A 12,758-nucleotide genomic window follows, 5' to 3' on the forward strand; every position below is an offset into this window, starting at 1 on the left:
TGAGTGATGCGGAGCCAGTACGAGTACCTGGCGGTGCTGGGCGTGTGCCTGCTCATCACGATGCCGCTGGAGTGGATGGGCCGCGGTGTCTACCGGCGGGCGCCGGACGTGGTGCGGGCGGTCGCGCCGGTGCTGGTCGTGCTCGTCGTGTGGGACGTCGTCGCGATCCTGCGCGGGCACTGGAGTTTCCACCCCGAGGCCACCACGGGCGTGGCGATCGGCGGCGTGCTGCCGATCGAGGAGGTCCTCTTCTTCGTGGCCATCCCGCTCTGCGCGCTGCTGACGTACGAGGCGGTGCGGGGGCCTTCGGAACGTTGGCTGCCGAATGGTTGAGGAGTACCTGTTCGCCGCCTCGGCTGCGGCCGTCGCCGTCGTCCTGCTGGAGCTGTGCGTGCTGCGCACAGGGCTGTTCCGCAGGCCCGCCTACTGGATCACGATGGTGATCGTGCTCGGGTTCCAGGTGCCCGTGGACGGGTGGCTGACGAAGCTCGACGCGCCGGTCGTGCTGTACGCCGACTGGGCCATCAGCGGAGTGCGCGCGCCCTGGGACATCCCCGTCGAGGACTTCCTCTACGGCTTCGCCATGATCACCGCGGTGTTGCTCCTGTGGGAACGGAGAAGGGCGGCACGTGAACAAGCTTGAGGTGCCGGGGAAGTTCGACCGGGCCGCACGCGGCTACGACCTTCTCGTCGGGCTCAACCCCGGCTACCACCAGGCGTTGCGCCGGTCGGCACGGGAGCTGGGGCTGCAGCCGGGCATGCGGGTGCTCGACCTCGGCTGCGGCACCGGTGCCTCGACCGCGGCGCTGGTGGCGGCCGTGCGAGGCCTGGAGATCGTCGCGGTGGACGCGTCGGAGGGAATGCTCGCGCGGGCGCGGCTGAAACGCTGGCCGCCGAACGTGCGGTTCGTGCACAGCCGGGCGGAGGACGTGGACGAAGGCCGGTTCGACGCGGTGTTCGCGGCCTACCTGGTGCGGAACCTGCCGGACCCGGACGCCACCCTGCGGCACGTGCGCGAGCTGCTGAAACCCGGTGCACCACTGGTGTTGCACGAGTACTCGGTGCGGGACTCGTGGCTCAGCACGGCGTTGTGGACGCTGCTGTGCGGGGTGATCGTGCCGGTCGGCTGGCTCGTGACCGGCGACCGGTCGCTCTACACCTACCTGTGGCGCAGCGTGCTCGACTTCGACGGCGCCGGTGCATTGCGAGATCGTCTGCGGCGCAACGGTTTCGTCGGCGTGCGCAGTGCACCGGTGCCGGGCCTGCAGCTCGGCGTCGTGCACACCTTCGCCGGTCACGCACCAGAACAGGAGCAGCCGCGGTGAGAGATCCCAGGGCGGTGCGCGTTCCCGCGCCCGCCGGCCGAGCGCAGTTCTCCGGTGACGCCCCCGTCGTGGTCGTGGTGGGCGGCGGGATCGCCGGTCTCGCCGCGGCGACACCGCTCGCCGAACGCGGGGCACGCGTCGTGCTCTGCGAACGCGAGAACTACCTCGGCGGACGTGCCGGCGGCTGGAGCACCCGGCTCGCGGACGGCAGCGAAGTCACCATGACGCGCGGCTTCCACGCGTTCTTCCGGCAGTACTACAACCTGCGGGCCTTGCTGCGCCGGGTGGACCCGTCCGGCCGCGCGCTGACCGGCCTGCCGGACTACCCGCTGTGGCACGCCTCCGGCCACCGCGACTCGTTCGCCGGGCTGCCGACCGCCGTGCCCCGCAACGCGCTGGCGTTCCTGCGCCGCAGCCCCACGTTCCGCTGGCGCGACCTGCCGGACGTCGACGCCCGCGCCGCGCTGTCGCTGCTGGACGTGTCGGTGCCGCGGGTGTACGAGGAGCTCGACGACATCGACGCCGCGACCTACCTGGAAAGCCTGCGGTTTCCCCGCGCCGCGCACGCGCTCGCGTTCGAGGTGTTCTCCCGCAGCTTCTTCGCCCCTCCCAGCCGGATGTCGGCCGCCGAGCTCGCGGTGATGTTCCACATCTACTTCCTCGGTTCCAGCGAGGGACTGCTGTTCGACGTGGCGGCGGACCCGTTCCCGCACGGTCTGTGGGAGCCGCTGGGGCGCCATCTCGCCGCGCTGGGCGCGACGATCCGGTTCGGCGCCGAAGTCAGGTCGGTGTTGCCGGGCGAGGAGAAGCGGTTCTCGGTCACGATCGGCAGCGGCGCGATCGAGGCCGACGCCGTGGTGCTCGCCGCGGACGTCCGCGGCCTGCGTGGTGTCGTCGAGGCGTCACCAGGACTCGGCGACACGGCGTGGCGGGACCGGGTCGCGGCGTTGCGGACCGCGCCGCGCTTCCTCGTTTCGCGGTACTGGCTCGACCGCCCGGTCGACGCGGACCGGCCGGGATTCGTCGGCACGAGCGGTTTCGACCTGCTCGACAACATCAGCGTGCTCGACCACTACGAGCACGAGGCGCGTGCGTGGTCGGCACGCACCGGCGGATCCGTGGTGGAGCTGCACGGTTACGCCCTTCCGTCCGATGTGGACGAGCAGGACGCGCGGCGGCGGCTCTGGGAGCAGCTCACCGAGGTGTTTCCGGAGACCAAGCGCGCCGGTGTGGTCGACGAGCGGCACGAGCTGCGCGAGGACTGCCCGCTGTTTCCGGCGGGTGGATACGCGGATCGGCCCGGTGTTCGGACGCCGGACGAGTTCCTCGTGGTCGCGGGTGACCTGGTGCGCGTCGATCTGCCGGTCGCGTTGATGGAACGTGCCGCCACCACCGGGTTCGCGGCCGCCAACCAGCTGCTGAGCCGCTGGGGAGTCGGTGGGGTTGATCTGTGGTCGGTGCCTACGCAGGGGCGGGTGCCGCTGCTGCGTGCGGTGGCGCGGCGTTGGAGGACGTTGTGATCGTGGTGGGCGTGAGGGGCGGGGTGCTGGTGCTGTGTGCGGTGGCGCGCCGTTGGGGAACGTTGTGATCGTGGTGGGTGCGCGGGCCAAGGGACGCGTGCCGTTGTTGTGTGCGGTGGCGTGTCGCTGGAGGAAGCCGTGATCGTCGTCGTAGGAGCTGGTCTGGCAGGCCTGAGCGCCGCGCTCGAACTCGTGGCGGCAGGCGCCGAGGTCACCGTGCTGGAGGCGGGCGACGAGGTCGGTGGCCGCGTGCGCACGGACGTGGTGGACGGCGTCCGGTTCGACCGCGGCTTCCAGATCCTGCTGCCCGCCTACCCGGAACTGGAGCGGCTGGCGCTGGAACCGTTCCCGTTGCGGTACCTGCGCCCCGGCGTGTTCGTGCACGACAACGGCAGGCACGACCTGCTGGCCGATCCGCGCAGCGGGCCCAGCGCGTGGGACGGCCTGCTGCGCCAGCACGTCCTGAGCGCGCGTGACCTGGCCGCCCTGTCCGGGTTCTCGGCGCGCGACGCCTTCGGCCCGGTGCGGCCGTTGCTCGCCGCACCCGACCGCCCCACCCGCGACGAGCTGCGGCGCCTCGGCGTCACGGAGAGCGCTGTGGACGCGGTGTTCCGGCCGTTCCTCGCCGGGGTGTTCCTCGAGCCGCGCGGGAGGACCTCGTCGCGGTTCTTCCACCTCGTCTGGCGCAGCTTCGCGCGGGGTGGCGCGGCCGTGCCCGCGCTCGGCATGGGCGAGCTGCCCAAGGCGATGGCGGAACGTCTGCCCGCGGGGACGGTCCAGCTGGAGACCGCCGTGCGGGCTGTGCACGACACCGGAGTGGATCTGGAGGACGGCGGGCGGATCGCCGCCGACGCGGTTGTGGTGGCGACGGACGGCACCACTGCGGCCAGGTTGTTGCCGGGGCTGGCGGAACCCCGCTGGAACGGCGTGACCACCTGGTACTTCCGGCCGACGCGGTCACCGCTGCGCGACGGCTGCCTGGTCGTGGACGCCGGCGGTGGCCCGGTGGTGAACACGGCGGTGATGTCGGAGGTGTCGCGTCCGTACTCGCCGCACGCGCCGCTGGTGCAGGCTTCCGTGCTCGGTGACGCCAGCGAGCAGGACGTGCGTGCGCACCTGAACCGCCTCTACGGGACCGACACGAGCCGGTGGGAAGTGTTGCGGCACTACGAGATTCCACGAGCGTTGCCGGCGATGGACGCGCCGCATCGGCTGCGTCAGTCCGTTCGCGCGGGTGAGCGGCGGTACGTGTGCGGCGACCACCGCGACACCAGTTCCATCCAGGGCGCGTTGTACTCGGGCCGCCGGGCGGCGCGCGCCGTGCTCGGAACACACGGCTGAGGTCACGACTTGCGGGCACGCTCGGCGAGGATGGCCCGCAGCTCGCTCTCGCCGAGTCCACCCCAGATGCCGAACGTCTCGTGCACCTCGAACGCGTGCGCGCGGCACTGCGCGATGACCGGGCACCGCTGGCAGATGGCCTTCGCCGCCGCTTCCCGTGCGTCGCGCGCGGCGCCGCGTTCGTTGGGCGTGTGGAAGAAGGCGGAGCTGTTCATGCCTCGGCACAGGCCGGACAGCTGCCAGTCCCACGATTCGGTGACCGGCTGTGGCAAACGGGACAGTTCGGGCATGGTTCACGTCCTTCGTCGAGTGGAACCCCCGGTGACGTGACCCATCCTAAAATCGACTCAAAATCGTTTCAACTCGGCCAGGCTCAGTCCGGGAATCGGCCGTCGCGCCGCAGGGCGTACCTGCGTTCGGCGTAGGCGAGGTCGTCGCGCCACAAGCGGGCCGCCGCCCACCGCATCACCGGCCGCAACGCGCCCGCGACGGGCCTGGCCAGGGCGAACCCCGGCCGGTCCGAGTGCGCGATGGTCGCCTCCACGACGGCGGTCCTGCCCTCGCGAATCGGTGTCGCGTGCGTCTCGACGACGCTGCCCTCGCCCTCGCCTTCGACGATGTGCATCACGACGGTTCGCGGCTCGGGGCACGTGAATGCGGCGACGACGGGCACGCCGACTCGTCCGGCCAGGCGGAAGGTGACCTCGACCAGGAAGCGGTCCAGTTCCCCGGTCGGCGTCTCCAGCACCCGCAGGTTGGCGAACGAGTAGGGGTGGAACCACGCGCCGTGCCAGGGGTCGAGCCGGTTCGCGACCACGTCCTCGGGATCGCAGCGGCCGATCAGCGTGGCGACCGCGTCGATCGACCCTTCCGGCGGCCGTGCGGGCAGCACCGGCGCGGGCAGCGGCTTCTCGCCGCCCGCCTCGTCCAGCCGGACCCACACGAGCACGCCGTCGTCGTGCGCGGGATAGGGCGTCCACATGCCGAAGCGCTTGCCGTTCAACGCCAGCCCGTGCCAGCGGCAGATCAGGTCGCCGCCGGCCACGGCGCCGTCGCACAGCGGCGCGCCGAGGTGCGGGCAGGAGCCGGAGCCCGCCATCAGCACGTCGTGCGGGCCGCGCCAGAGCACGACCTCCCTGCCCGCGATGGTGCGGCCGCACACCTTGCCGCGCACCACGTCCCTGCTGGCCCCCGCGACGTACCAGTTGCCGGACGGGCGGGCGGTGGCGCGTTTGAGCGCGGCCTCGATGAGCGCGGGCTTCGCGTCCTGCCACGTCGGCCGCTGCTCGCGCCACGGCGGGCTCGAGTAGATCCGCAACGGGATGCGGTTGCGCATGAGCTTCCTTTCAAGCCGCGCGGGCGAGAACCGCCCGTGCGAGTGCAGGCAGTGCGACGGCGAGCCGCCTGCCGTTGGAAACGACGACACGGCGTGAAAGCACGTCGCAGTCGGCGTTCTCGACGAGGTCGAGGATGCGTCCGTACAGCCGGTACGCGGTCATCACGCACGGCCGGGAGCGCGGCGCGAGCATCGCGATACCCGGCCACGCCTTCGCGTACACATCCCGCGCTCGTCGCACCTGGTCACGCAGCGCCGCACGGACTTGGCCGTCGGCACGGCCCGAGGCTCGCGCGTGCAGCAGCCGTTCCCTGTCGACGCCGAACGCGGCCAGCTCGTCCGCGGGCAGGTAGACCCGGCCCCGGTCGAGGTCCTCGCCGACGTCGCGGATGAAGTTGGTCAGCTGGAAGGCGACGCCGAGCGCCGCGGCGGCGGGTTCGGCTTCCTCGCGGGGCGCGCACGTGCCGAGCACCGGCAGCACCTGCAGCCCGATGACGGCGGCGGACCCGTGCACGTAGCGTTCGAGGTCGGCGTAGGTGGGGTAGTCGGTGACCGTGAGATCCGTCCGCATCGAGGCCATGAAGTCGTGGAAATGCACCGCCGGGATGCCGTAGCGGTGCACGGTGTCGAGCAACGCCGCCAGCACCGGGTCGTCCGTGGTTCCCGTCGTCAGCGCGGCGCCGAGGCGAGCGTCGATGCCGTCGAGCGCGGCGGCCTTCTCCGTGAGTCCACTGTGGACGTTGTCGACGATGTCGTCCACCCAGCGGGCGAACCCGTACAGAGCGTGGACAGCGGGCCGTTGCTCCGCACTGAGCAACTTCGTTGCCAGGTAATAAGTTCGCCCGTGCTCGGCGTTGAGCGCACGGCACCGCCGGTACGCCTCACGCAGTGCGGGTGCGGTGACGCCCGCGGCGTTCAGTTCGCGCTCAGCCGACATTCTTCAACGCTAAGTCCGCGAGTTGCGGTCCGCACAACGGCAGCACTCATCATGCAGACCGCTCAGGGCGCTGCTTAGCTCGAAACCACCGAACCCGGCCGACTTCCGAGGGGGCGACGATGTCGCTGCTGACCAGCGCGGACGCTCGCACGTCGCAGGTGGACGAATTCGCCGTCCTCTTCGACCAGGCGCTGCACGACCACCTGCACGCGAGGCTCGACCACGCGCCCGAGCTCGCCGCGCACCTGCGGGGGATGGTACTGGCCGGTGGAAAGAGAATCCGGCCGACGTTCGCGTGGTGGGGATGGCGGGCGGCGGGTGGCACGGACCGGGCGGACGCCGTGGTGCGCGCCTTAGTGGCGTTAGAACTGCTGCAGTGCTGCGCGTTGGTCCACGACGACGTGATGGACCGCTCACCGACCCGTCGCGGCAGGCCCTCGGTGCACGAGCTGTACGCCGCCCGGCACCGGCGCGAGCGGTGGGCCGGAAGCGCTCGCCAGTACGGCGATTCGGCGGCCGTGCTGGTCGGCGACCTCGCGCTGGCGTGGGCCGACGACGCCCTGGTGACCGCCGGGCTGTCCGCGGACGCGTTGCACCGCGCGTGGGAACCATGGCAGGCCATGCGCACGGAGATGATCGTGGGCCAGCACCTCGACCTGCTGGCCGTCGCCCGGCGGGACGAGTCGCTGGAGCACGCGGTGGGGGTGGCCGCGCTGAAGACCGCCGCGTACACGGTGGAACGCCCGCTGCACCTCGGTGCCGCGCTCGCCGGGGCGGGTCCCGACGTCGTGGCGTGCCTGCGCGAGTTCGGGCACGACATCGGGGTGGCGTTCCAGCTGCGCGACGACCTGATCGGCGTGTTCGGCGACACCTCGGTCACGGGCAAACCCGTCGGCGAGGACCTCAGGGAGGGCAAGCGAACGCCGCTGATGGCGGTAGCGCTGTCCCGCGCGCAGGACAGGCCGGCCGCGCTGAGACTGCTGCGGCGCTGCCTCGACAGCGGCCCGGTGAGCGACCGGACCGTCGACGACGTGCGCGCGCTGCTGGTGGAACTGGGAGCTGTCGCCGTCGTCGAGGAGCACATCGACCTGCTCGCGACCTCCGGCCTCGCCGCGCTGGAGCGCGCGGTGATCGAGGAAGAGGCACGCCGGGTGCTGGTCCGGCTGGCGAACCGCGCCGTCACGCGAACGGCCTGACCCAAGCGATCCGACGGGAGATCTCCGTGGTGCACGTCGTGAAAGGCCGCACGGACCGCGTGGTCGTCGTGGGCGCCGGTCTCGCGGGACTGTCGGCCGCGTTGCACCTGCGCGGGGCGGGGCACGAGGTGACCGTGGTCGAACGGCACCCGCACCCCGGCGGCCTGGCGGGCAGGCTCGACGTCGCCGGCCATCTGATCGACACCGGCCCGACCGTGCTCACCATGCCGGAGCTGCTGGACGAGGCGTTCGCCGCGGTGGGCGCGCGGCGCGAGGACCACCTGGAGCTGCTGCCGCTGCACCCGGCCTACCGGGCGGTGTTCGCCGACGGCAGCGCGCTCGACGTGCACACCGACGCGGCCCGCATGGAGCAGGAGGTCCGCGACTTCGCCGGTGGCCGGGAGGCGCGGGGCTACCGCGAGCTGCGGGCGTGGCTGCACCGGCTCTACGAGGCCGAACGCGAGAAGTTCATCGGCACGAGCTTCGACTCGCCGCTCGACCTGCTCGGGCCGGAGCTCGTCACGCTGACCCGGCTGGGCGGGTTCGGCTCGCTCGCCAAGGCCGTGGGCAGGTTCCTGCACGACGAACGGCTGCGGCGCGTCTTCACCTTCCAGTCGCTCTACGCCGGCGTCGCACCGCGAGACGCACTCGCCGCCTACGCCGTCATCGCCTACATGGACACCGTGGCCGGCGTCTGGTTCCCGCGCGGCGGAATGCGTGCCGTACCGCAGGCGCTCGCCGACGCGGCGGCGAGCGCGGGTGTGCGGTTCGAGTACGGCGTGGAGGTGGCGCGGCTCGAACGTCCGGGGCACCGCGTGTCCGCCGTGCTGACCGCCGAAACCCGGTTCCCGTGCGACGCGGTCGTGCTCGCTTGTGGTCCCGCTCAGAGCACTCGGTTGCTGCGGGGCGAGCCGCGCAGGATCAGGTCGCTGCGGTGGTCGCCGTCGGCGGTCGTGGTGCATCTGTCCGCCGCCCGTGTGGCCGACGGCCTCGCCCACCACACGATCTCGTTCGGCGGTGCCTGGGACAGCACGTTCGACCAGATCATCCGGCGGGGCGAGCTGATGAGCGATCCGTCGCTGCTGCTGACCACGCCGACCCTGACCGACCCGGCCCTCGCGCCCCCTGGCAGGCATTTGCAGTACCTGCTGGCACCGTGCCCGAACCTCGACCGCGCCCCGATCCGCTGGGACGTGACGGCCCACCGCTACGCCGGGGAACTCGTCGCCGAGATGGCGGCGCGCAAGCTCGTCGTCGACGCCGAACCACTCGCCGTGGTGACGCCGGACGACTGGGCCGGAGATGGCCAGGCCGCGGGCACCCCGTTCTCCGCGGCCCACACGTTCACCCAGACCGGCCCGTTCCGCCCGCGCAACCTGCCGTTCCGCGACGGCAACGTGGTGCTGGCCGGCAGCGGCACCACGCCGGGCGTCGGCATCCCGCCGGTGCTGATCTCCGGCAGGCTCGCGGCGGGGCGTCTCCGCCACTGACGCGGCTCCTGGCTCTACGGTGGTCACCGGCAGAGCGGCGAAAGTGGCGTGAGGGGCGGGTCCTGGCGTGGCGTCGTGGATCGAAGTGATCAACTATGTCCGGCTCCGGCACGAGGTGCTGGAGGAGACCGACGATTGGCTGCGCTTCCGGCTCGGCACGACGGGGGAGCGGACGCAGCAGGTCGCCGTGCACCACCTGCCGGACATGGACGGCACGGCGTGGGTGGAGATCTCCTCGCCCGTCGGCCGCGCAGACGACGTCGACCTGCGCCGCTTCCTCGAACTGGCCGGATCGCCGGAGGTGGGCGGAGGGGCCGTGGTGGACGGCCTCGCGCTGCTCAAGCACGTGGTGCCGCTGGAGGACCTGAGCGTGCGGGAGGAGTTCGAGCGCCCGCTCGCGCTGCTGGTGGCCCGTGCCGACGTCATCGAGCACGAGCTGACGGAGAAGGACCACTTCTAGCCGAGGAGCGCCTCCAGCAGTTCTTCCGGCGTTTCGAGCTGCGGCAGGTGGCCGGTGCGGGGCAGCGGGGTGAACGTCGACCCCGGAATCGCGGCGGCGTAGGCCTTGCCGTACGCGGCGTCGACGATGCGGTCGCTCTCGCCCCACAGCACGTGCACGGGAATCCGCACGTCGCCGAGCCGGTCGAGCAGGGTCGGGTCGGACATCGACGGGCCGGTGTAGCCGATGAGCGCCCGCACGTCAGGACTCGGTCCCGTGCCGGACGGCGTGGGTGCCTTGGCGGGGTCGTGCCACGAGTGCGCCTGGATCTCGGCGAGGGTGAAGCCGCGGATGTCGGTCACGGGGTGGCCGTCGACCTCGACGCCGATCCCGTTGACGATCACGGCAGCGCTGACGCGGGGGCTCGCGCACAGGGCGATCTCCGCGGCCAGCCAGCCGCCGAACGAGTTGCCGAGCACGGTCACGCCGGTGAGGCCGAGCTCGTCCAGCATCGTGACGTAGTGCCGGGCGAGGCCGGTGACGCCGGTCAGTTCCGCGGGCTGGGGAGTGCCGCCGAAACCGGGGTGGGTGGGCGCCAGCACGCGTGCGCCGGTGCGTTCGGCCAGCAGGTTTCCGAACGCGGTCATCGTGTGCACGCCGCCTCCGCCGTGCAGCAGCAGGTAGGTCCGAGGTTCCATGGTGTCCATATAAGGAACCTTAGATAAGCTTCCTTATATAAGCAACATGGTTAGGATCTCCGTCGTGAAGCACCGCCCCGCTGACGTCGCACTCGCCGTGAAACGCCTGCAGCACCGCCACCACCGCGCGCTGAGCCAGGCGCTCGCCCCGCTCGGGTTGTCCCTCGTGCAGTGGGACACCCTGCGTCACCTGCACCGGCAGCCGGACGCGTCCCTGCACGACCTCGCGGTCCTGACCTTCCAGACCGACCAGTCCTTCGGCTCGCTGGCGGTGCGCATGGCCGAGCGCGGGTTCATCGAGCGCCTTCCCGGGCCGGGAAGGGCGGTGCGCCACCGGCTCACCGAGGACGGGGAGCGACTGCGGGCCGCCGGCCAGGACGCGGTCGACGCGGTCTTCGCGTCCTCGTTCTCGGGGTTGTCGGCGGAGCAGCTCGACCAGCTTGGCGACCTTCTCGAGGCCGCACTCGCCTAGCGCGTTTTCGAGAGGAACTCGCGCGCAACCTTGCTGAGCGTGGTCAGGCGAGCATCTTCGCGGCCGCCCACGTGACGGCGGCGGCCGTGTCGGCGGGCGAGCCGGAAGGCTGCATCACGTGGCTCAGCACGTGCCGGACGACCAGGTCGACCGCGATGTCGAGCTGGGGTTGCTCCAGCGGCAGCTCGTAGTTCTGCAGGGAGCGCGACACCACGGCCTTCGCCGCGTCCAGCAGCCCGTCGGTGTGGGTGGTGAGCAGCGGCAGCAGTTCCGTGTTCGCGCCGTGCGTCGCCGAGACCACGGCGTGCAGCAAGGCGTTGTCCTGCGCGAATTCCAGCACGCCCCGCACGGCGGCGTTGATCGCGGTGAGGACGTCGCCGGGATGCTCGTCGAACGCGGCGGTCACCACCGCGAGGAAGCGGTCGAGCTCCGCGAGCACGACCGCTTCCGCCAGCTGGGGTTTGGCGCCCACCTCGTTGTAGACGGTCTGCCTGCTCACGCCCAGCTCGCCGGCCAGGCGGGACATGGTGACCGCCTGCCAGCCCTGGTCGGTGATGAGCTTCGCGGTGACCGACAGGATCGCGTCACGCAGTGGTGTCATGGGGCTCCGATGGAGACGAAGTCGATCTTTTCCCGCACCCCGCAGTCCGGGCAGCACCAGGAGTCCGGCACCGCCGACCACGGCGTTCCCGCCGGGAACCCCTCGCGAGGCGCACCGACTGCGGAGTCGTAAACGTAACCGCACCCCGGGCAACGGCCACCCTCGGCATCCCGGTCGAGCACCGCGACCGTGTCCGGCGCGGGTGCCGCCGCCGGTGCCTGCGGCAGCGGGTAGCGGGCCAGCACCTTCTCCCGCGCGGGCGGGTGGATGTTCGCGCGGCTGACGTCGCCGCCGAAATGGGCGAGCACCCGCGGATCCATGACACGGCGCCACAACGGGGGCACCAGCGCGAGGACGATCATGCCCGCGTAGCCGGTGGGCAGCACCGGCGACTCCTCGAAGTCCCGCAGGGTCTGGTAGCGCCGCACCGGGTTCGCGTGGTGGTCGCTGTGCCGCTGCAGGTGGTACAGCAGGACGTTCGTGGCGATGTTGTTGGAGTTCCAGCTGTGGCTGGGGTTCACCCGCTCGTACCTGACACGGCCGGGAATCCCGACCTTCTGCCGCAGCATGCCGTAGTGCTCCATGTAGTTCACGACCTCCAGCAACGAGAAGCCGACCACGGCCTGCAACACCAGGTACGGCAGGATCCCGAGCCCGAGCCACCAGAGCATCGCACCCCACAGCACCGCCGACATCAGCCACGCGTTGAGCACGTCGTTGCCGATGCGGTACGGGTGACGATCACGGCGGCCGTACCGCTTCTTCTCCAGGCGCCAGGCGCTGCGCACGGACCCGGCGACGGTGCGCGGCCAGAACCGGTAGAAGCTCTCGCCGATCCGCGCGCTGGCGGGGTCCTCCGGCGTCGCGACGCGCACGTGGTGGCCGCGGTTGTGCTCGATGTAGAAGTGGCCGTAGAAGCTCTGCGCCAGCGCGATCTTGGACAACCAGCGCTCGTGGCTCTCCTTCTTGTGCCCCAGTTCGTGCGCGGTGTTGATGCCGATGCCGCCGATGCACCCGATCGACACCGCGAGGCCGATCTTGTCCACAACGGACAGATCACCGGTCGCGATCACCCAGAACGCCACCACGAAGCCCGCGTACTGGATCGGCAGGAACAGGAACGTGATCCACCGGTAGTACCTGTCCTGCTCCAGCGCCTCGATCAGCTCGTCCGGCGGGTTCGACCGGTCCAGGCCCGCCATCAGGTCGATGGCCGGAACGATGACCAGCACGACGACCGGCCCGGTCCACAGCCACACACCCCACCCGGTCAGCGAGTGCAGTCCCAGCGCCACGAAGGCCAGTGACGGGACCACCAGGCCGATCAGCCACAGGTACCGCTTGCGGTCCTTCCACTGCTCGGTCGAGCCGGGCGTGACAGTGCCTGTCATCGCGTTCCTCCC

Annotated in this window: 15 protein-coding genes; 9 read left to right on the forward strand and 6 right to left on the reverse strand. The window is 71.4% G+C overall.

The genetic code is table 11. From position 1 onward, the window contains the following. Nucleotides 1-6: 6 nt before the first annotated feature. The 5 genes from ABFX45_RS15210 (at nucleotide 7) to ABFX45_RS15230 (ending at nucleotide 4,186) form a co-directional block, all read left to right on the forward strand. Nucleotides 7-333 carry a lycopene cyclase domain-containing protein gene (locus ABFX45_RS15210; RefSeq protein WP_109636148.1) on the forward strand — a complete coding sequence of 109 codons (327 nt, stop codon included), beginning with the start codon at nucleotides 7-9 and terminating at the stop codon, nucleotides 331-333. After that, nucleotides 326-643, forward strand: a complete 318-nt coding sequence (locus ABFX45_RS15215; protein WP_109636150.1) for a lycopene cyclase domain-containing protein — start codon at nucleotides 326-328, stop codon at nucleotides 641-643. Before ABFX45_RS15210 ends, ABFX45_RS15215 begins: the two co-directional genes overlap by 8 nt. Beyond that, on the forward strand, nucleotides 630-1,325 hold the full coding sequence (locus tag ABFX45_RS15220; RefSeq protein ID WP_109636153.1) for a class I SAM-dependent methyltransferase: 696 nt from the start codon (nucleotides 630-632) through the stop codon (nucleotides 1,323-1,325). Before ABFX45_RS15215 ends, ABFX45_RS15220 begins: the two co-directional genes overlap by 14 nt. Next, nucleotides 1,322-2,845, forward strand: coding sequence for an FAD-dependent oxidoreductase (locus ABFX45_RS15225; protein ID WP_109636155.1), 1,524 nt, complete (start codon nucleotides 1,322-1,324; stop codon nucleotides 2,843-2,845). Before ABFX45_RS15220 ends, ABFX45_RS15225 begins: the two co-directional genes overlap by 4 nt. Nucleotides 2,846-2,965: 120 nt before the next feature. After that, entirely contained in the window at nucleotides 2,966-4,186 is a 1,221-nt protein-coding gene (locus tag ABFX45_RS15230; protein WP_346130466.1) for an NAD(P)/FAD-dependent oxidoreductase, read from the forward strand. Between the two features lie 2 nt (nucleotides 4,187-4,188). Here ABFX45_RS15230 and ABFX45_RS15235 read toward each other — a convergent pair whose 3' ends face one another. The 3 genes from ABFX45_RS15235 to ABFX45_RS15245 all read right to left on the reverse strand — a co-directional run bounded on the left by ABFX45_RS15235 (nucleotide 4,189) and on the right by ABFX45_RS15245 (nucleotide 6,459). Further along, the gene (locus ABFX45_RS15235; protein WP_109636158.1) at nucleotides 4,189-4,476 is read right to left on the reverse strand and encodes a WhiB family transcriptional regulator; all 288 of its coding nucleotides are present in this window, start codon (nucleotides 4,474-4,476) and stop codon (nucleotides 4,189-4,191) included. Nucleotides 4,477-4,559: 83 nt separating this feature from the next. Beyond that, complete coding sequence (locus ABFX45_RS15240) at nucleotides 4,560-5,522, reverse strand: Rieske (2Fe-2S) protein (RefSeq protein WP_346130468.1); 963 nt, start codon at nucleotides 5,520-5,522, stop codon at nucleotides 4,560-4,562. 10 nt (nucleotides 5,523-5,532) lie between these two features. Beyond that, nucleotides 5,533-6,459 carry a phytoene/squalene synthase family protein gene (locus tag ABFX45_RS15245; RefSeq protein WP_346130470.1) on the reverse strand — a complete coding sequence of 309 codons (927 nt, stop codon included), beginning with the start codon at nucleotides 6,457-6,459 and terminating at the stop codon, nucleotides 5,533-5,535. 119 nt (nucleotides 6,460-6,578) lie between these two features. Between ABFX45_RS15245 and ABFX45_RS15250 the strand changes: the two genes are divergently transcribed. The 3 genes from ABFX45_RS15250 (at nucleotide 6,579) to ABFX45_RS15260 (ending at nucleotide 9,605) form a co-directional block, all read left to right on the forward strand. Next, on the forward strand, nucleotides 6,579-7,655 hold the full coding sequence (locus ABFX45_RS15250; RefSeq protein WP_346130472.1) for a polyprenyl synthetase family protein: 1,077 nt from the start codon (nucleotides 6,579-6,581) through the stop codon (nucleotides 7,653-7,655). Between the two features lie 29 nt (nucleotides 7,656-7,684). Beyond that, nucleotides 7,685-9,145, forward strand: a complete 1,461-nt coding sequence (gene crtI / locus ABFX45_RS15255; protein ID WP_346130637.1) for a phytoene desaturase family protein — start codon at nucleotides 7,685-7,687, stop codon at nucleotides 9,143-9,145. A 67-nt stretch (nucleotides 9,146-9,212) separates the two neighbouring features. Next, complete coding sequence (locus tag ABFX45_RS15260; protein ID WP_346130474.1) at nucleotides 9,213-9,605, forward strand: hypothetical protein; 393 nt, start codon at nucleotides 9,213-9,215, stop codon at nucleotides 9,603-9,605. On the opposite strand, the gene ABFX45_RS15265 is transcribed toward ABFX45_RS15260, so the two are convergent. Continuing rightward, complete coding sequence (locus ABFX45_RS15265) at nucleotides 9,602-10,291, reverse strand: alpha/beta fold hydrolase (protein ID WP_346130476.1); 690 nt, start codon at nucleotides 10,289-10,291, stop codon at nucleotides 9,602-9,604. The two genes, ABFX45_RS15260 and ABFX45_RS15265, sit on opposite strands and share 4 nt — an antisense overlap. A 55-nt stretch (nucleotides 10,292-10,346) precedes the next feature. On the opposite strand from ABFX45_RS15265, the gene ABFX45_RS15270 reads away from it, so the two are divergent. Further along, nucleotides 10,347-10,754, forward strand: a complete 408-nt coding sequence (locus ABFX45_RS15270; RefSeq protein ID WP_109636170.1) for a MarR family winged helix-turn-helix transcriptional regulator — start codon at nucleotides 10,347-10,349, stop codon at nucleotides 10,752-10,754. A 43-nt stretch (nucleotides 10,755-10,797) separates the two neighbouring features. Here the strand turns inward: ABFX45_RS15270 and ABFX45_RS15275 are convergent, their stop codons facing one another. Both ABFX45_RS15275 and ABFX45_RS15280 read right to left on the reverse strand, forming a co-directional pair. Then, the gene (locus tag ABFX45_RS15275) at nucleotides 10,798-11,355 is read right to left on the reverse strand and encodes a TetR/AcrR family transcriptional regulator (protein WP_346130478.1); all 558 of its coding nucleotides are present in this window, start codon (nucleotides 11,353-11,355) and stop codon (nucleotides 10,798-10,800) included. After that, on the reverse strand, nucleotides 11,352-12,746 hold the full coding sequence (locus ABFX45_RS15280) for a fatty acid desaturase (protein ID WP_112225925.1): 1,395 nt from the start codon (nucleotides 12,744-12,746) through the stop codon (nucleotides 11,352-11,354). The genes ABFX45_RS15275 and ABFX45_RS15280 overlap by 4 nt, the downstream gene beginning before the upstream one ends. Nucleotides 12,747-12,758 lie beyond the last annotated feature (12 nt).

This window comes from Lentzea roselyniae (assembly GCF_039537795.1).
GTDB lineage: Bacteria > Actinomycetota > Actinomycetes > Mycobacteriales > Pseudonocardiaceae > Lentzea > Lentzea atacamensis.